We start from the raw sequence: 18,376 nt of genomic DNA on the forward strand, positions 1-18,376 counted from the left end.
CTCAGAAACGGCCTCCGCCGCCCAGCCGACCGCGTGTGCCGCTGCCGCCGAAGCTGCCGGGCCCGCCGCCGAAACCTCCACCCCCGAAACCCCCGCCCCCGCCGTCGCCCCCCGAACCTCCACCGAACCCCCCATGTCCGCCTCCCCGTCCACCGCCGAACAGTCCGCCGAGGACGATGCCGCCGAGCACCGCACCGCCGAGCCCGCCGCCACCGCTTCCTCCCACTCCAGTCGCACCGCCCAGGCCGTTCGGGTTCCCGTACGTCCGGACGTCCTGCTCGGCCAGGTCCTGGGCGCGCCGCGCCAGCGTGTCCGCCTGCTGGGCCTCCACCAGGGCCGCCTGGGGGTCGTCGGCGGCCGCGAGCGACCGTGCCTTCTCCCAGCGGCGCTGGGCCTCGGCGAGGCGCGTACGGGCCTCGCTGCCCACCGCGCCCCGGTGCGTGGTGATGTAGTCGGAGGCCGCCCCGATCGCCGAGCGGCCCGTCAGCATCACCTGATCGAGGAGTGCGCGGGCGCGCCGCGTACCCGACTCGCGCTCCCGCGCGCCCTCCAGTGCCTCGTCGAGCACCGTGTCGGCCTCCTCGACCCGGCGCAGGGCGTCGATCGGGTCGTACCGCCCGGCGTCCACACCGCGCCGCACCTCGGTGAGCACCGACTCGGCGCGGGCGATCCGGCCCTGGAGATCGGCCGTGGACACCCCCTCGGCGGTCCCCTTCAGCAGCCCCCGGGCCTCCGCGAGGTCCGCGTCCGTCTCCGCGAGCGCGCCGGGCAGCTTTCCCACGGCCTCGGCCAGCTCCTGCGCCCGCCGGTCCACCGCCTCGATCAGCCGGGCCGTCTGGTCCACGGCGCCCTCGGCGGCCCGGATGTGCACGGCGGCCCCGCCGTTGTCATCGGCGTCGATCTGCTGGCGGGCCCGATTGATGTGGGTCGTCGCGAACACGAGCCGGTCCTTCGCCTGCTCGACGTCGCCGGCGACGGGCGCGGCCGCCGTCTCCGCGTACCGCTCGCGCATCGAGGCCAGCGCGGCCTCGGCGATGCCGATCCGCCCGGTCTGCTCCCGGAAGGCGGCCTCCACCACGGCCAGCGCCTCCGGGGCCGTGCGCTCCAGGGCGCGGAGCCGGTCGAAGTCCTCCGTCTCGGCGTCGAGACGCGCGTTCGCCTCGGCGCAGCGGCGGAGGATCTCGTCGAGCATGGTCCGGCGGGTCGCGTCGTCCTCGGGAAAGGCGTCGTCGAGTTTCTGCCGCAGCCGGAACGAGGCCGTCAGCTGCTCCTCGGCGAAGTCGACCGCCTCGGTGAAGGGACGCACCGCCTCCTCGCCGAACTGGGCGGACGCGAAGCCGAGTTCCTCCTGGCTGGTGCGGACGGCGTCGTCGGTGGCGACCAGTGTCCGGCGGGCCTCCCCGTCGAGCTCGTCCAGGGACGGCGGTACGGGTTCCTTCGGAGGGCCCCAGCCCTGCCCGCCCCGCGGCGTGGTGCGGGTCTCGGCCCGCCGCCGCCGTTTGGTGTACGCGTAGGCCGCCACGGCCCCCGCGCCGCCGACGAGGACCAGGGGCAGCACGAGGTCGGTCGCCGAGGTGCCGTCGTCGGCCGCGGCGCCGGGGTCGGCGGGCCCGGGGGTGAGGGCCGGGGTGGGGACGGGCCGGCCGGCGAGGACGGCGTCGTAGCCGTTCGCCGCGCCGATGGCGGCACCGGCCCAGTCGTTCTGCCGCAGGGCGGGTTCGATCGCGGTCCGCGCGACCTCGTCGAGCTGGGCCTGGGTGAAGCGGGAGCCGGCGTCGGCCGAGTAGCCGTACTGCCGGTCGTGGGTGGCGACGGCGAGCAGGACGTCGTCGAGGCCGAGCGCGTTGCGCTCCGCGGTGGCGTCGGCCCAGCTCGGGCCCGAGCGCCCGGAGAAGTCCCGTACGTAGACGACGAAGAGCTGGACCCGCCGGTCGTCGTAGAGCCGGTCGAGTGCCTGGACCACGGAGGCCCGGCGGTCGCCGAGGGCGTCCACCCGGTCGGTGATCTGCCCGTCCCGGGACAGGGCGACGGGGGCGTCGGCGTGGGCACCGTGTACGGCGGGCACGAGGATCCACCACGCCGCCACCAGTACCGCGAGAAGGGCTCGGGTGGCTATTCGCGTCACAAAGGGGAGGTTATGTCCGCGTATGCGCGCTCGCGACTGGACCGACGCCCGTCGGCCTGACGGTCACCCGCGACCGGACCGACGCCCGTCGACCGTCTGCCTGACGCCCGGTCGCGACCGGACCTGGGCCCGCCCGCCCGCGACCGGACCTGGGCCCGCCCGCGACCGGACCCCTGCCGTCCGGAAACCGTTCCGGCCGCCCGGGCGTCACTGTCAGTAGCCGCCGCTACGGTGGTTCCAGTGACGCGACGGCTCTTGGGGGGCACGGGTGGACGGACGGCCGAGGCGTGTGTGGAGGCGGGGGCGCTGGTTCGTCCTCGGCCTCGTCCTGCTGCTCGTGGTGCCCCCGCTCTTCGGGGCCCTTGCCCTGCGCGTCAGTTACACGGGCGACCTCAGGGAGGACGCGCGCACCCGCGGCAAGGACGCCTACTGGATCGGGCACGCCTGGGTCGACGGGCGGAAGAAGGACGCCGACCTCGCGGCCCTCGCCGCGCGGTTGAAGGACAGCGGCATACGCGACCTGTACGTGCACGCCGGGCCCCTGGAGCACGACGGCACGCTGCCGGCGGCGAAGTACCCCCGCGCGAAGTGGCTGATCGACGGGGTGCACCGCGCGATGCCCGGGATACGCGTGCAGGCCTGGCTGGGTGACGTCCTCGCCACCGAGGGCCCCACGGGGCTGCGCCTGGAGGACGCCGGGTCCCGCCGGGCCGTGGTCGGCTCGGCACGGCAGATCCTCGACGCCGGCTTCGACGGGGTCCATTTCGACCTGGAGCCGCTGCACTCCGACGACCGGGACTACCTCTCCCTCCTCGACGACCTGGGAAAGCTGACCCGGGCCCGCAAGGTCCCGCTCTCGGTCGCCGCCCACCAGATCGACCCGCTGCCGGGCGCGCACACGGTGAACGGCGCGCTGAGCGGCAGCGAGAAGTGGTGGTCGCAGGAGTTCTTCGGCGAGGTCGCCCGGCGCGTCGACCAGATCGCCGTCATGTCGTACGACACCTGGATGCCGCTGGAGGGCCTGTACGGCGGGTACGTCGCCCAGCAGACCGCCCTCGCCCTCGAAGCGACCCCCGAGACGACCGACCTGCTCATGGGCCTCCCCTTCTTCCACGAGGACGACCTCGGCCACCACGAGGACGCGGAGACGGTCGCCGCGGCCGTCAAGGGCGCGAGACTCGGCCTGGGCCGGACCGACCCGGGCCGCGAGCGGTTCGGCCTCGCCCTGTACGTCGACTTCGCCGCGCGGGAGGGCGACTGGGCGGCGTACCGCGCGGGCTGGCTCTGACCCGGAGCGCGGCCCGGCGGCCCGACCTCACGCCTTCCGTCGCCTGATCGTCTTCCCGAGCCAGACCAGCGGGTCGTACTTCCGGTCCACGACCCGCTCCTTCAGCGGGATCAGGGCGTTGTCGGTGATCCGGATGGACTCCGGGCAGACCTCGGTGCAGCACTTGGTGATGTTGCAGTAGCCGAGGCCGTGCTCCTCCTGCGCGGTCCGCCGCCGGTCGAGTCCGGCCTCCTCCGCCGCGTCCAGGGGGTGCATGTCGAGCTCCGCGACCCGCATGAGGAAGCGGGGCCCGGCGAAGGCCTCCTTGTTCTCCTCGTGGTCGCGCACCACATGGCAGGTGTCCTGGCACAGGAAGCACTCGATGCACTTCCTGAACTCCTGCGAGCGGTCCACGTCCTCCTGCTTCATCCGGTACTCGCCGGGGCCGAGCCCGGCGGGCGGCACGAACGCCGGGATCTCCCGGGCCTTCGCGTAGTTGAAGGAGACGTCCGTGACCAGGTCGCGGACGACCGGGAAGGCCCGCATCGGGGTGATGGTGACGACCTCGTCCCGGGCGAAGACCGACATGCGGGTCATGCACATCAGCCGGGGCCGGCCGTTGATCTCGGCCGAGCACGACCCGCACTTGCCGGCCTTGCAGTTCCAGCGCACGGCCAGGTCGGGGGTCTGGGTGGCCTGGAGCCGGTGGACGATGTCGAGGACCACCTCGCCGTCGTGCACCTCGACGGTGTAGTCCGTCAGCTCCCCGCCGTCGGTGTCGCCCCGCCAGATCCGGAAGTGGGCCTGATACGTGCTCATGCGTCCAGCTCCTCCTCCGCCAGGTACTTCGCCAGCTCCTCCTTCTCGAAGAGGGCGAGCAGATCGGGCCTGATCGGTTCGGTGCGCACCCGTTCCAGGGCGACGCCGCCGCCGTCCGCGGCCCGGCAGAGCAGGTTCACCGGGCGCCACGACCGCTCCATCGCCGGACGGTCCTCGCGGGTGTGCCCGCCCCGGGACTCGGTGCGCTCCAGGGCGGCCCGGGCCACGCACTCGCTGACCAGGAGCATGTTCCGCAGGTCGAGGGCGAGGTGCCAGCCGGGGTTGAACTGCCGGTGGCCCTCGACGACGACCCGCCGGGCCCGCTCGCGCAGTGCGGCGATCCGCTCCAGGGCCTCGGCCATCTCGCCCTCCCGCCGGATGATCCCGACGAGGTCGTTCATCGTCTGCTGGAGCTCCTGGTGGAGGGTGTACGGGTTCTCCACGGCAGGGTTCTCCCCGCCGCCCTCCGGAAGACCGTCGAACGGCGCCAGCGCCTCCGCCCGCGCGGCGGTCACGTCCTCCTCGGCGACCCCGCCGCCGGCCCCCGACATCGCGTACTGCGCCGCGTGGAGACCGGCCCGCCGGCCGAAGACCAGCAGGTCGGAGAGCGAGTTCCCGCCGAGCCGGTTGGAGCCGTGCATGCCGCCCGCGACCTCGCCGGCCGCGAAGAGTCCGGGCACCCCGACGGTCGCCGCCGTCTCGGAGTCGACGGCGACTCCGCCCATCACGTAGTGGCAGGTCGGTCCGACCTCCATCGCCTCGGCCGTGATGTCGACGTCCGCCAGCTCCTTGAACTGGTGGTACATCGAGGGCAGCCGGCGGCGGATCGTCTCCGCCGGCATCCGGGTGGACACGTCCAGGAACACCCCGCCGTGCGGGGAGCCGCGCCCCGCCTTGACCTCGGCGTTGATGGCCCGCGCCACCTCGTCGCGCGGCAGCAGCTCGGGCGGGCGCCGGTTGTGCTCGGGGTCCTCGTACCAGCGGTCGCCCTCCTCCTCCGACTCGGCGTACTTCTCCTTGAAGACGTCGGGGACGTAGTCGAACATGAAGCGCCGGCCCTCGGAGTTCCTCAGCACCCCGCCGTCGCCCCGTACCGACTCGGTGACCAGGATCCCCTTCACCGACGGCGGCCAGACCATGCCGGTCGGGTGGAACTGCACGAACTCCATGTTCACCAGCGGCGCCCCGGCCAGCAGGGCAAGCGCGTGGCCGTCGCCGGTGTACTCCCAGGAGTTCGAGGTCACCTTGAAGGACTTGCCGATGCCGCCGGTCGCGAGGACGACCGCGGGCGCCTCCAGGACGAGGAAGCGCCCGCTCTCCCGCTCGTAACAGAAGACCCCGGAGACCCGCCCGTCGGCGTCCTTCAGGATCCGGGTGACGGTGAACTCCTGGAAGACCTTCAGGTGCGCCTCGTGGTCGCCGGTCTCGCGGTGGTCCTCCTGCTGGAGCGCCACGGCCTTCTGCTGGAGGGTCCGCAGGAGTTCGAGACCGGTGCGGTCGCCGACGTGCGCGAGCCGGGGGTACTCGTGGCCGCCGAAGTTCCGCTGGGAGATCCGGCCGTCCGGCGTCCGGTCGAAGAGCGCGCCCCAGGTCTCCAGCTCCCAGACCCGCTCGGGGGCCTCCTGGGCGTGCAGTTCGGCCATCCGCCACTGGTTGAGGAACTTCCCGCCGCGCATGGTGTCCCGGAAGTGCGTCTTCCAGTCGTCGTGCTCGTTGGCGTTCGCCATGGAGGCGGCGATGCCGCCCTCGGCCATCACCGTGTGCGCCTTGCCGAAGAGGGACTTGCAGATCACGGCGGTGCGCGCGCCGGCCCGGCGCGCCTCGATCGCGGCCCGCAGCCCGGCGCCGCCCGCGCCGACCACGACCACGTCCCACCGCTGCCGTTCCACGGAGCTCACAGGACTCATGTCAGAAGAACCTCGGGTCGTCGAAGGCGCCGGTGGCGAGCAGGTACACGTACAGGTCGCAGACGGCGACGCTGATCAGCGACGCCCAGGCGAGTTGCATGTGACGCCGGTTCAGGCGCCCCACCCAGGTCCACAGCCGGTAGCGGACGGGGTGCTTCGAGAAGTGCCTCAGCCGGCCGCCGACGATGTGCCGGCAGGAGTGGCAGGAGAGGGTGTACGCCCAGATGAGGACGATGTTGACGAGGAAGACCAGCGTCCCGAGCCCGGCGTGGCCCCACGCGTAGTCGGCGTTCCGGAAGGTCAGCGCGGTGTCGTACGTGAGGATCCCGGCGACCGGCAGCGCCGCGTAGAAGAAGTACCGGTGGAGGTTCTGCAGGAGCAGCGGGAAGCGGGTCTCGCCGGTGTACGCCCGGTGGGGTTCGGCGACCGCGCAGGCCGGGGGAGCGGCCCAGAATCCCCGGTAGTACGCCTTGCGGTAGTAGTAGCAGGTCAGCCGGAAGCCCAGCGGGAAGACCAGGATCAGCAGGGCGGGGGAGAGCCCCCACCAGCTGCCGAAGACCTCCCAGTTCGGTCCGCCCCGCATGGGGACGCAGTTCTCCGCGAGGCAGGGCGAGTAGAACGGGGAGACGTAGGGGGCGGCGTAGTAGTGGGCGTTCGCGAAGGCCCGCCACGTCGAGTACGCGACGAAGGCGAGCAGTCCGGCGGCCGTGGCGGCGGGGGAGAGCCACCAGCGGTCGGTGCGCAGATGGCGGGCGGCGATGGAGGCGCGCCCCGGGGAGCGCACCCCCGTCGCCGCTCCGTGACTCGTCGGGGGTTGCGTACCTGTGGCCAACAGGGCCTCCTACGGTCGGTTGCCGGTACGTCCTACGGCGCGTGACGGTCGCGTGCTCCCAGTCCCTCGTCGTCCGTGTCCGTCCACAGCCCGCTGTCGTACGGGGTGTCGGGGATGGTCACCAGACTCTCGGCGCGGCCGGCGGTCTGCGCCCGGGGCGCGCCCCGCTCCGTACCGACGCGGCGCTCCAGCTCTTCGACCGTGTGCTCCAGGTCCTGCAGGCGACGCTTGACGGCCGCCAGATCGTCCTGAACGGACATGGGTTGCCCTCACTTCCGCGAGCGGCTTCGGCAGGAGTGTCGCGCGTCACATCCCGCTTGGGAAGCCATGTGCACGGGTTTCCACTCGTCCGGAGCGCCCGGCCGCCGCGGTATTGGGCCGCACGAGTGGGGTTTGTCCGTCGTGCCGCCGTGTCGCCGTGGCCGAATCCGCTCCGTCCTTTTCAGTGTATGAGCAATAGGTCTGATCATCTCCAAATGGCATAAATCTGGACGAAGGGGTACAAGTCATGTCCCAGATCGGCGCCCCTCGCGGGAGGACATGCTCCAGGAGCCCCCGCTCCCGCACGCTCCGCTCCGTCGCGGCCCTCACCAGCGCGGTCCTCGCCGTCACCGTCCTCGCCGGCTGCAGCTCCGGCGACGAGGCCGACGAGACCCCGGCCGCGGCCCAGGACAACGCGCCCGCGACGCGCGACAAGGTCGCCGACGGGGGCACCCTCCGCTGGGCCGTCGACGCGCTGCCCACCACGCTCAACAGCTTCCAGGCCGACGCCGACGGCACCACCTCGCGCATCGCCGGAGCCGTGCTCCCCTCCCTCTACACGCTCGACGAGCGGGGCCGGCCGAAACTGAACCCCGACTACCTGGAGACCGCGCAGGTCGTCGAGACCGAGCCCAAGCAGGTCGTCCTCTACAAGCTCAACCAGCAGGCGGTGTGGAGCGACGGACGCGAGATCGGCGCCCCCGACTTCGTGGCCCAGTGGCGCGCGCTGAGCGGCCGCGACACCGCGTACTGGACCGCCCGCAACTCCGGCTACGAGCGGATCGAGAAGATCGAGCGGGGCAAGAACGACCTGGAGGTGCGGGTCACCTTCGCCAAGCCCTACGCCGACTGGCAGTCCCTCTTCTCGCCGCTCTACCCGAAGCAGGTGATGGGCTCCCCGAACGCCTTCAACGACGGGGCGCGCACCAGCCTCAAGGCCACCGCAGGACCGTTCCTGCTGAAGGCGATCGACCGGAAGGGCGGCGACGTCACCCTCACCCGCAACCCCCACTGGTGGGGGCAGCCCGCCAAACTCGACAGCGTCGTCCTCAAGGCCGTCCCCCGGGCCGACCGGGCGGCCGCGCTCGCCGCCGGCACCCTCGACCTGGCCGAGATCGACCGGTCCACGGCCGAGCGGATCTCCCTCGCCCTCCGGGACGCCCACGCCGGCCGGAACGGCGCGCAGGCCGCCGTCGCCCACGGCCCCGGCTCCGCGATCACCCCCTCCAAGGCCCTGAGGTCCTGGGCCCTCGCCCACGGCTCCGACGAGGAGAAGGCGGAGGAGGTCAAGGCCGCCCGCAAGAAGAACGAGGAGGCCATCGCCCGGTACGCGAGCGCCCAGGACGCCCTGGCGAAGTACGTGGTCCGCAAGTCCCTGGAGCCCGCCTACACCCAGCTCTCGCTGAACGGCGAGTCCGGCCCGCTGGCCGACGAGCGGGTACGGCGCGCGGTGGCCCGCGCCATCAACCGCCAGGAACTGGCCGAATCCGTACTGAAGCCGCTCGGCCTCCCCGCGGAGCCCCCCGGCAGCCACCTCGCCCTCGCCGGGCAGGCGGCGTACGCGGACAGCAGCGACGCGCTCGGCGGCCAGGACACCAAGGAGGCCCAGGCGCTCCTCGCCGACGCGGGCTGGGTCCCCGGCGGAGCCGCCAAGAAGCCCGCCGGCACCAAGGCGGGCAGCGAGGCGGAGAAGAAGGAGGCGGAGAAGAAGGCCGCGGAGAGGAAGGCCGCGGAGAAGAAGGAGACGGAGAAGAAGGCCGGCGGCTCCACCGACGCCAAGAAGCAGGCGAGCGACACCGCCTCCGACGAGGGCCTCTACATCGTCGGCGACGACAAGCCCGGCGACCGCCGCGCCGAGACCGCTCCCGGCATCGGCGCGAACGGCCCCGAGAACGGCACGAACATCCTCGCGCCGGCCCCCGCCGCCGCCCGCCAGAGCGCCGCGCTCCTCGCCCGCGCCGAGGCGCTCGACACCGGCTCCGGCTCCGGCGCCCACACCGCCCAGTCGGCCGCCAAGCCGGACCAGGGGATGGCCGGGGCCTACGCCCCGAGGGGCACCGCCGCCCCCGTGACGGCCCCCGAGGCGACCAGGGCCCTCGGCAAGGACGGCAAGGCGCTCAGCCTCCGCTTCGTCCTGCCGTCCGGGCCCGGCTCCGAGTCGCTGCGGGCGGTCGGGGACCGCATCGTCCGGATGCTCGACGCGGTCGGCATCCGTACCGAGGTCACCAAGGTCTCCGACGACAGCTTCTTCAAGGACCACGTGGCCTCGGGCGACTACGACCTGGCCCTCTACTCCTGGCCGGCCTCCGCCTTCCCGGCGACCGACGCCCGGCCGATCTTCGCCAAGCCCGAGCCGGCCTCGGACGGCTCGCTCCTGGTCGAGCAGAACTACTCCCGGGTCGGCACCGACCGCATCGACCAGCTGTTCGACCAGGCGGCGGGGACGCTCGACGAGGAGGAGGCCCGCGATCTGGTGCGCCAGGCCGACGCCCGGATCTGGGCCGCGGCCGGTTCCATCCCGCTGTACCAGCGCCCGCAGCTGGTCGCCGCGAGGGCCGATCTCGTGAACGCAGGGGCCTGGGGTCTCGCCGCTCCCCGCTACCAGGACATCGGCTTCAAGAAGCCCGAATCCTCCAAGGGAGCCGAACGAAACCGCTGAAAGCTCTGAAACCGCTGGTCACAACCTCAGAAGCAGCTCAAGTTCCTTGCCCGCCGGTGATCCCGGCGGGCAGGATCGCGTCGGCCCTTTGACCCGGTCGCACGACCTCCCCCACACCCTTGAGCACACCCGGTAACACCTCTCGGATCTTGGCCGGGGAAGCCCCTTGCGCGGCAGCCCCGTACCATAGGACATAGCCGTGGCGCGTCCGCCCGGCGGGCGTACGAGGAACTGACGCCGCATCCCACGATCCGAGAGAAGCGCAAGCACCCATGCCCACGCGCCACGACATCCGTAACGTCGCCATCGTCGCCCACGTCGACCATGGCAAGACGACCATCGTCGACGCCATGCTCAAGCAGGCCGGTGCCTTCGCCGCCCACCAGCAGCTCGACGACCGCATGATGGACTCGAACGACCTGGAGCGTGAGAAGGGCATCACGATCCTCGCCAAGAACACGGCGGTGAAGTATCACCCCAAGGACGGCGGGGCCCCGATCACGATCAACATCATCGACACCCCGGGCCACGCCGACTTCGGTGGCGAGGTCGAGCGCGGTCTCTCGATGGTGGACGCGGTCGTCCTCCTCGTCGACGCCTCCGAGGGCCCGCTCCCGCAGACCCGCTTCGTGCTGCGCAAGGCCCTCCAGCAGCGCAAGCCCGTCATCCTCTGCATCAACAAGACGGACCGCCCGGACTCCCGGATCGACGAGGTCGTCAACGAGACCTACGACCTCTTCCTCGACCTGGACGCGGACGAGGACCAGATCGAGTTCCCGATCGTCTACGCCTGCGGCCGTGACGGCGTCGCCTCGCTGACCAAGCCGGAGAACGGCACGGTCCCCGCGGACAGCGACAACCTGGAGCCGTTCTTCTCCGCCATCCTGGAGCACGTCCCGGCCCCGGTGTACGACGAGGAGGCCCCGCTCCAGGCCCACGTCACCAACCTGGACGCCGACAACTTCCTCGGCCGCATCGCGCTGCTCCGCGTCGAGCAGGGCGAGCTGCGCAAGGGCCAGACGGTCGCGTGGATCAAGCGGGACGGCACGATCTCCAACGTCCGCATCACCGAGCTGATGATGACCGAGGCGCTCACCCGCAAGCCCGCCGAGGTCGCCGGCCCCGGTGACATCTGCGCCGTCGCCGGTATCCCCGACATCATGATCGGTGAGACCCTGGCCGACCCGGAGAACCCGATCGCGCTTCCGCTGATCACGGTCGACCAGCCGGCCATCTCCATGACCATCGGCACCAACACCTCGCCGCTCGTCGGCCGTGGTGGCACGGGCAAGGGCGCGGACGCCAAGTCCGCGGTCAAGCAGCGCAAGGTCACCGCCCGCCAGGTCAAGGACCGTCTGGACCGCGAGCTGATCGGTAACGTCTCGCTCCGCGTCCTCGACACCGAGCGTCCGGACGCCTGGGAGGTCCAGGGCCGTGGTGAGCTCGCGCTCGCCATCCTGGTCGAGCAGATGCGCCGCGAGGGCTTCGAGCTGACCATCGGCAAGCCGCAGGTCGTCACCAAGGAGGTCGACGGCAAGACGCACGAGCCCGTCGAGCGCCTCACGGTCGACGTCCCCGAGGAGCACATGGGTGCGGTCACGCAGCTCATGGGCGTCCGCAAGGGCCGCATGGACAACATGTCGAACCACGGCTCCGGCTGGGTCCGCATGGAGTTCGTGGTCCCGTCCCGCGGCCTCATCGGCTTCCGTACGGAGTTCCTGACCAACACCCGCGGTACGGGCATCGCCCACTCGATCCACGAGGGCCACGAGCCGTGGTTCGGCACGCTGACGACCCGCAACAACGGTTCGCTGGTCGCCGACCGCGCGGGTGCCGTCACCGCCTTCGCGATGACCAACCTCCAGGAGCGCGGCGTCCTGTTCACCGACCCCGGCACCGAGGTGTACGAGGGCATGATCGTCGGCGAGAACTCCCGCTCCGACGACATGGACGTGAACATCACCAAGGAGAAGAAGCTCACCAACATGCGCTCCGCCTCCGCCGACTCCTTCGAGGCGATCGTCCCGCCGCGGAAGCTGTCCCTGGAGCAGTCGCTGGAGTTCTGCCGCGACGACGAGTGCGTCGAGGTCACGCCGGAGGCCGTGCGCATCCGCAAGGTCATCCTCGACCAGAACGCGCGCGGTCGCGCGTCTTCCCGCGCCAAGAACAGCTGAGTAAGGTCGCATACTGCCGTTGACGGCGGGGTAGATCACGGTCGCCTGTGATCTTCGCCGCCCTCGGCTGACGCGACGTCAGCATCGAGCCCGGACCCCCACAGATCACTGTGGGGGTCCGGGCTTTTCGTCAAGTTCCGTCAACTCCATTTCGGACGGCCGGTGTCCGCATATCGGCGATCGCTCTCCGGTACGTGTGTTAACGGTCCGTTTCGGGGGTGTCTGTCTGTGCTCAGTTTGTCCGGATTTCGGTCTCTGATGCCTTGGCGATGTTGTCAAAACGAGACCACTTAAGTGTGGTTTACAGCCCGGACGTACTTAATAGTTGGCTCCATTGAGCTCGGGTCAATGGGTCACGCACTGTGGGGAGTGCCGACTCACGAGCACACTCGGGGCACTTGAGTCCAAAGCCGTCAGGGGTGTCGGCAAAACTCGGAGTGCCCCTCTTGTAGTGACAAAGTGGACTCATGAGGAGGAACCCATGCGCGGTGCCAAGAGCGCCAAGTGGGTAACGGGCGCGATCATCGTTGCCCTTGCTGCGACCGCCTGTGGCGGGGGTAAGAGCGACGGCGGCAGCGACGCCAAGGGCGCTGTTGACCCGAACGGAATTTTCTCCATCGAGCTGGGCGAGCCTGAGAAGCCCCTGCTCACCGGTGACACGATGGAGTCCAACGGCTCCGCGGTCATGGCCGGCGTGTTCTCGACCCTGGTCGACTACAAGGCCGATGGCTCCCTGGAGATGATCAACGCCGAGTCGGTCACCACGACGGACTCGAAGACCTGGACCGTCAAGCTCAAGCCGGGCTGGACCTTCCACGACGGCACTCCGGTGACCTCCAAGTCCTACGTGGACGCGTGGAACTGGAACGCCAGCCTGAAGAACGCCCAGGGCCTCGCGTCCTGGTTCGCGGACATCAAGGGCTACGACAAGGTCCACCCCGACGCCGAGGGTGCCAAGCAGACCGCCGACAAGCTCGAGGGTCTGAAGGTCGTCGACGAGAACACCTTCACGATCGAGCTCTCGAAGGCCGTTCCGTACTTCGGTCACAAGCTCGCCTACATCGTCTTCGCGCCGCTCCCGGACTCCTTCTACAAGCTCAGCGCGAAGGAGCGCGGCCAGGCTCCGGTCGGCAACGGTCCCTACAAGTTCAAGAGCTGGGACCACAAGAAGAAGATCGAGATCACCCGGTTCGACGGCTACAAGGGCCCGAACAAGGCGAAGAACGGCGGTGTGGTCTTCAAGAACTACACCACCCTCGAGGCCGCGTACGAGGACCTGAAGTCCGGCAACGTCGACGTCCTGCGTCAGCTTGCCCCGAAGGACCTCCCGGTCTACCGCCAGGACCTCGGCGACCGCGCCGTGGACCAGCCGTACTCCGCGATCCAGACCATCGCCGTCGCCTTCTACTCCGACCAGTGGAAGAAGCCGAAGCTGGTCGACCCGCGCGTCATCCAGGGTCTGTCCATGGCGATCGACCGCGCCACCATCACCAAGACGGTGCTGAACGGCACGCGTGAGCCCGCGACCGGCTGGGTCGCGAAGGGCGTCCTGGGCTTCCAGGAGGACGGTGGCGCCGGCGTCACCAAGTTCGACCCCGCGAAGGCCAAGGAGCTCATCAAGGCCGGCGGCGGCGTCCCGGGCAACAAGATCTCGATCCAGTACAACGCCGACGGTGGCCACAAGGAGTGGGTGGACGCTGTCTGCAACTCCATCCAGCAGGCCACCAGCGTCCAGTGCGTCGGCGACGGCAAGCCGGACTTCCAGGCCGACCTGACCGCTCGTAAGACCAAGCAGGTCAAGTCGCTCTACCGTTCCGGCTGGGTGCTCGACTACCCGGTGAACGCCAACTTCATCTCGGACCTGTTCCGCACGGGTGCGGGCGGCAACCAGGGCGACTTCTCCAACAAGGAGCTGGACGCCAAGATCGCGAAGGCCGACTCGGCCGCCACCCTTGACGAGTCCGTCAAGGCCTACCAGGCGATCGAGAAGGACCTCAAGAACTACATGCCGTCCATCCCGCTCTGGTACTACAAGGTCAACGCCGGCTTCTCCGAGAAGGTTTCGGGCGTTGCCTACGGCCAGGACGGCGACCCGATCCTGACCGGCGTCGAGGTCAAGAAGTAATCACCCGAGCGTAGTCCGCACGCCGTCACGGGACTTGGCGGATCGCCAGTCCCGTGACGGTGCCTTACGCAGCGGCTGGGGGGCCCTTCCACGACATCAGCATGCCCGGATACGGGCATGCTGTCGGGGGAGGGCCCGTCGCCTGCCACTGTCACATCTCAACGGAGGCATGATGGGGCGTTATGTCGCACGACGACTGCTCCAGATGATCCCGGTTTTCCTCGGGACAACCCTGCTGATCTTCCTCATGGTGCACAGCCTGCCCGGTGACCCCGTGCTGGCGATGTTCGGCGACAAGGGCGCCGACCCGGCGACGCTCGCCGCGAAGCGCCATGAGCTCGGTCTCGACAGGTCCTTGCCGGTGCAGTACGTCACGTACATGCGGGACATGATCCTGCACCTGGACTTCGGTACCCAGATTCGTAACGGACTGCCGGTCACCGAGGTGCTGGGCGACGCGTTCCCCATCACCCTCCAGCTGGCCGCCCTGGCGTTCGCGATCGAGCTGGTCTTCGGCATCGGCCTGGGCATCATCGGTGGTCTGCGCGCCGGCCGCCTGGCCGACAACCTGATCCTGATCTTCACCCTGCTGATCATCTCGATCCCGGTCTTCGTCCTCGGCTACATCATCAAGATGGTGTTCGCCTTCAACCTGGGCTGGATCGCGCCGAACGTCAGCACCGAGCCGGTCCTGAGCGAGATGATCGCTCCGGCCATTGTGCTCGGCGGTCTCTCCCTCGCCTATGTGGCGCGGCTCACCCGCACGTCCATGGCGGAGAACCTGCGCGCCGACTACATGCGCACGGCCGTCGCCAAGGGCCTGCCGCGGCGCCGTGTCATCGGCGTCCACCTGATGCGCAACTCGATGATCCCCGTGGTCACCTTCCTCGGCACCGACATCGGCGCCCTCATGGGCGGCGCGGTCGTCACCGAGGCGATCTTCAACATCCACGGAATCGGCGGCGTCATCGCCGAGTCGATCTCCCGGCGCGAAGGTTCGACCCTGGTGGGCCTCGTCACCATCCTGGTGATCGTCTACCTCGTCACCAGCCTGCTCATCGACCTGCTGTACGCGGTCCTGGACCCGAGGATCCGGTATGCCTGACGTGACCAAGACCGCCGCAGCCGTCGAGGACGCCATCGCTCCCCCCTCGGTGGGTGCGTCCGCGCCGGCGGCGAAGCAGGACAAGGCCCGCAGCCTCTGGGGCGACGCCTGGGCCGACCTGCGCCGCAACCCGTACTTCATCATCTCGTCGGTCCTGATCGCGCTGCTGCTGCTCATCTCGGCGTGGCCGAGCCTCTTCACCAGCGCGTCCCCGACCGCCGGTGACCTGGTTCACCACTTCCTGAGCAAGCCCGAGCTGGGCAAGATCGGCTCGCCCGAGTGGCTGGGCTACGACGGCCAGGGCCGCTCGGTCTACGCCCGACTGATCCACGGCACCCGTGCCTCGGTCACCGTCGGCATCGCCGTCACCGTGATCGTCACCGTCATCGGCGGCATCATGGGCATGATCTCCGGCTACTTCGGCGGCTGGATCGACGCGCTGCTCTCCCGGCTCACCGACGTCTTCTTCGGCATCCCCTTCCTGCTCGGCGCCATGGTCGTCCTGCAGGCCTTCGTCGAGCGGACCGTCTGGGTCGTCGTCTTCGCCCTCGCGTTCCTCGGCTGGACCCAGATCACCCGCGTCATGCGCGGTGCCGTGATCACGGTCAAGCAGGCCGACTACGTCCACGCGGCGAAGGCCCTCGGCGCCGGCACGACCCGGATCCTCTTCCGGCACATCCTGCCGAACGCCATGGCCCCCGTGATCGTCGTCGCGACCATCGCGCTCGGCGGTTACATCTCGGCCGAGGCCACCCTGTCCTTCCTCGGACTCGGCCTCGCCGCCCCGACCGTCTCGTGGGGTGTCGACATCTCCGCTGGTGTCGCCCAGATCCGAGTGGCCCCGCACGTCCTGCTCTGGCCCTCGATCATGCTGAGCATCACCGTTCTGGCGTTCATCATGCTCGGCGAAGCCGTCCGCAACGCCCTCGACCCCAAGCTGCGCTGAGGAGGGCGTAAAAGATGAGCATCATCGACAAGACCGCGGCCGTCCCCGCGCCGCGCGGCGGTTCCGACCACACCGGTCCGCTGCTCGAAGTCCGCGACCTGCACGTCGAGTTCCACACCCGTGACGGTGTGGCCAAGGCGGTCAACGGCGTCAACTACTCGGTGGACGCCGGCGAGACCCTCGCCGTCCTCGGCGAGTCCGGCTCCGGCAAGTCCGTCACCGCGCAGGCCATCATGGGCATCCTCGACATGCCGCCCGGCAAGATCCCGCAGGGCGAGATCCTGTTCCGCGGCGAGGACATGCTGAAGATGTCCGAGGAGGAGCGCCGGAAGATCCGCGGCCGGAAGATCGCCATGATCTTCCAGGACGCGCTGTCCTCCCTCAACCCGGTCCTCACCGTCGGCTACCAGCTCGGCGAGATGTTCCGGGTGCACCACGGCATGTCCAAGAAGGACGCCACGGTCAAGGCCGTCGAGCTGATGGACAAGGTCAAGATCCCCGCCGCCAAGGCGCGGGTCTCCGACTACCCCCACCAGTTCTCCGGCGGTATGCGCCAGCGCATCATGATCGCCATGGCGCTGGCCCTGGAGCCGGACCTGATCATCGCCGACGAGCCCACCACGGCTCTCGACGTGACCGTCCAGGCCCAGGTCATGGACCTCCTCGCGGAGCTCCAGCAGGAATACAACATGGGTCTGATCCTGATCACCCACGACCTCGGCGTCGTCGCCGACGTCGCGGACAAGATCGCCGTGATGTACGCCGGCCGGATCGTCGAGCAGGCGCCGGTGCACGAGCTGTACAAGCGCCCGGCCCACCCGTACACCCGCGGTCTCCTCGACTCGATCCCGCGCCTGGACCAGAAGGGCCAGGAGCTCTACGCGATCAAGGGCCTGCCGCCCAACCTGCTCAAGGTGCCCACCGGCTGCGCCTTCAACCCGCGCTGCCCCAAGGCCGACGACATCTGCCGTACGGAGATCCCGGCCCTGGTGCCGGTCACCGAGCAGGACGGCGCGGATCTTCCGGGCCGTAAGAGCGCCTGCCACTTCTGGAAGGAGACGATCCATGGCTGACCTGAACGACGAGGCCGTGGCCGCCGCCCTCGACGCCCCCGTGGGCCGAGGTGAGCCGATCCTCCAGGTGCGCAACCTGAAGAAGCACTTCCCGCTGACGCAGGGCATCCTCTTCAAGAAGCAGGTCGGTGCGGTCAAGGCCGTGGACGGGGTCTCCTTCGACCTCTACCAGGGCGAGACCCTCGGCATCGTGGGCGAGTCCGGCTGTGGCAAGTCCACGGTCGCCAAGCTCCTGATGAACCTGGAGCGGGCCACCGCCGGCGAGGTCTTCTACAAGGGCCAGGACATCACCAAGCTGACCGGGCGCGCGCTCAAGGCCGTCCGCCGCAACATCCAGATGGTGTTCCAGGACCCGTACACCTCGCTGAACCCGCGCATGACGGTCGGCGACATCATCGGCGAGCCCTTCGACATCCACCCCGAGGTGGCCCCGAAGGGCGACCGGCGCCGCAAGGTGCAGGAGCTGCTCGACGTCGTCGGTCTGAACCCCGAGTACATCAACCGGTACCCGCACCAGTTCTCCGGCGGTCAGCGCCAGCGCATCGGCATCGCCCGCGGCCTCGCGCTCAACCCGGAGATCATCATCTGCGACGAGCCGGTCTCGGCCCTGGACGTCTCCGTCCAGGCGCAGGTCATCAACCTGATGGGGAAGCTCCAGGACGAGTTCAACCTCTCCTACCTCTTCATCGCGCACGACCTGTCGATCGTCCGGCACATCTCGGACCGCGTCGGCGTCATGTACCTCGGCAAGATGGCCGAGATCGGTACGGACGAGCAGATCTACGAGCACCCGACGCACCCGTACACGCAGGCGCTGCTCTCCGCGGTGCCGGTGCCGGACCCGGAGGCCCGCGCGCACCGCGAGCGGATCATCCTCACCGGTGACGTCCCCTCGCCGGCCAACCCGCCGTCGGGCTGCAGCTTCCGCACCCGCTGCTGGAAGGCGGAGGAGCGCTGCTCCCAGGAGACGCCGCTGCTCGCGATCCCGCAGCGCTTCCAGGGCCAGGACACCCCGGCCGCGCACCTCTCGGCGTGCCACTTCGCCGAGGAGAAGCAGGTCGTCCCGGTGCACTGACGCACTGA

General features: G+C 70.0%; 12 protein-coding genes and 1 pseudogene. 8 read left to right on the top strand and 5 right to left on the bottom strand.

Annotation, left to right across the window (positions count from 1 at the left end; genetic code table 11):
* Nucleotide 1: 1 nt before the first annotated feature.
* A complete protein-coding gene (locus ACN9M0_RS23835; protein WP_426404166.1) occupies nt 2–2,125 on the bottom strand; it encodes a TPM domain-containing protein in 2,124 nt (707 codons plus the stop codon).
* Between the two features lie 149 nt (nt 2,126–2,274).
* Between ACN9M0_RS23835 and ACN9M0_RS23840 the strand changes: the two are divergent.
* Nucleotides 2,275–3,413 (top strand): annotated as a pseudogene (locus tag ACN9M0_RS23840) (hypothetical protein).
* Between the two features lie 27 nt (nt 3,414–3,440).
* Here the strand turns inward: ACN9M0_RS23840 and ACN9M0_RS23845 are convergent.
* Genes ACN9M0_RS23845 through ACN9M0_RS23860 form a run of 4 tightly spaced genes read right to left on the bottom strand, consistent with a single transcriptional unit; the run spans nt 3,441 to nt 7,210 of the window.
* A complete protein-coding gene (locus ACN9M0_RS23845) occupies nt 3,441–4,211 on the bottom strand; it encodes a succinate dehydrogenase/fumarate reductase iron-sulfur subunit (protein ID WP_366036307.1) in 771 nt (256 codons plus the stop codon).
* Nucleotides 4,208–6,109: a fumarate reductase/succinate dehydrogenase flavoprotein subunit gene (locus tag ACN9M0_RS23850; RefSeq protein WP_399701237.1), complete on the bottom strand. Its 1,902-nt coding sequence runs from the start codon at nt 6,107–6,109 to the stop codon at nt 4,208–4,210. The genes ACN9M0_RS23845 and ACN9M0_RS23850 overlap by 4 nt, the downstream gene beginning before the upstream one ends.
* A 10-nt stretch (nt 6,110–6,119) precedes the next feature.
* On the bottom strand, nt 6,120–6,950 hold the full coding sequence (locus ACN9M0_RS23855) for a hypothetical protein (RefSeq protein ID WP_366036308.1): 831 nt from the start codon (nt 6,948–6,950) through the stop codon (nt 6,120–6,122).
* 32 nt (nt 6,951–6,982) lie between these two features.
* A complete protein-coding gene (locus tag ACN9M0_RS23860; protein ID WP_366036309.1) occupies nt 6,983–7,210 on the bottom strand; it encodes a hypothetical protein in 228 nt (75 codons plus the stop codon).
* A 248-nt stretch (nt 7,211–7,458) separates the two neighbouring features.
* Between ACN9M0_RS23860 and ACN9M0_RS23865 the strand changes: the two genes are divergently transcribed.
* The 7 genes from ACN9M0_RS23865 to ACN9M0_RS23895 all read left to right on the top strand — a co-directional run bounded on the left by ACN9M0_RS23865 (nt 7,459) and on the right by ACN9M0_RS23895 (nt 18,368).
* Nucleotides 7,459–9,870, top strand: a complete 2,412-nt coding sequence (locus ACN9M0_RS23865; protein WP_426404167.1) for an ABC transporter family substrate-binding protein — start codon at nt 7,459–7,461, stop codon at nt 9,868–9,870.
* Between the two features lie 272 nt (nt 9,871–10,142).
* Nucleotides 10,143–12,044: a translational GTPase TypA gene (typA, locus tag ACN9M0_RS23870; protein ID WP_366036311.1), complete on the top strand. Its 1,902-nt coding sequence runs from the start codon at nt 10,143–10,145 to the stop codon at nt 12,042–12,044.
* 481 nt (nt 12,045–12,525) lie between these two features.
* Entirely contained in the window at nt 12,526–14,169 is a 1,644-nt protein-coding gene (locus ACN9M0_RS23875) for a peptide ABC transporter substrate-binding protein (RefSeq protein ID WP_366036312.1), read from the top strand.
* Between the two features lie 172 nt (nt 14,170–14,341).
* Nucleotides 14,342–15,274 (top strand): ABC transporter permease, encoded by a 933-nt coding sequence (locus ACN9M0_RS23880; RefSeq protein WP_366036379.1) that lies wholly within the window; start codon nt 14,342–14,344, stop codon nt 15,272–15,274.
* The gene (locus tag ACN9M0_RS23885) at nt 15,267–16,220 is read left to right on the top strand and encodes an ABC transporter permease (RefSeq protein ID WP_366036313.1); all 954 of its coding nucleotides are present in this window, start codon (nt 15,267–15,269) and stop codon (nt 16,218–16,220) included. Before ACN9M0_RS23880 ends, ACN9M0_RS23885 begins: the two co-directional genes overlap by 8 nt.
* A 14-nt stretch (nt 16,221–16,234) precedes the next feature.
* Entirely contained in the window at nt 16,235–17,293 is a 1,059-nt protein-coding gene (locus ACN9M0_RS23890; protein ID WP_366036314.1) for an ABC transporter ATP-binding protein, read from the top strand.
* Nucleotides 17,286–18,368, top strand: a complete 1,083-nt coding sequence (locus tag ACN9M0_RS23895) for an ABC transporter ATP-binding protein (RefSeq protein WP_366036315.1) — start codon at nt 17,286–17,288, stop codon at nt 18,366–18,368. The genes ACN9M0_RS23890 and ACN9M0_RS23895 overlap by 8 nt, the downstream gene beginning before the upstream one ends.
* Nucleotides 18,369–18,376 lie beyond the last annotated feature (8 nt).

The organism is Streptomyces sp. R-07 (assembly GCF_049913175.1).
Classification (GTDB): Bacteria; Actinomycetota; Actinomycetes; order Streptomycetales; family Streptomycetaceae; genus Streptomyces.

What these genes read in the sequence shown, in the direction of transcription:
- ACN9M0_RS23845 (WP_366036307.1), bottom strand. Translation starts at nt 4,211, where the DNA reads ATGAGCACGTATCAGGCCCACTTCCGGATCTGGCGGGGCGACACCGAC.
- ACN9M0_RS23860 (WP_366036309.1), bottom strand. Translation starts at nt 7,210, where the DNA reads ATGTCCGTTCAGGACGATCTGGCGGCCGTCAAGCGTCGCCTGCAGGAC.
- ACN9M0_RS23865 (WP_426404167.1), top strand. Translation starts at nt 7,459, where the DNA reads ATGTCCCAGATCGGCGCCCCTCGCGGGAGGACATGCTCCAGGAGCCCC.
- typA (WP_366036311.1), top strand. Translation starts at nt 10,143, where the DNA reads ATGCCCACGCGCCACGACATCCGTAACGTCGCCATCGTCGCCCACGTC.
- ACN9M0_RS23875 (WP_366036312.1), top strand. Translation starts at nt 12,526, where the DNA reads ATGCGCGGTGCCAAGAGCGCCAAGTGGGTAACGGGCGCGATCATCGTT.
- ACN9M0_RS23880 (WP_366036379.1), top strand. Translation starts at nt 14,342, where the DNA reads ATGGGGCGTTATGTCGCACGACGACTGCTCCAGATGATCCCGGTTTTC.
- ACN9M0_RS23885 (WP_366036313.1), top strand. Translation starts at nt 15,267, where the DNA reads ATGCCTGACGTGACCAAGACCGCCGCAGCCGTCGAGGACGCCATCGCT.
- ACN9M0_RS23890 (WP_366036314.1), top strand. Translation starts at nt 16,235, where the DNA reads ATGAGCATCATCGACAAGACCGCGGCCGTCCCCGCGCCGCGCGGCGGT.
- ACN9M0_RS23895 (WP_366036315.1), top strand. Translation starts at nt 17,286, where the DNA reads ATGGCTGACCTGAACGACGAGGCCGTGGCCGCCGCCCTCGACGCCCCC.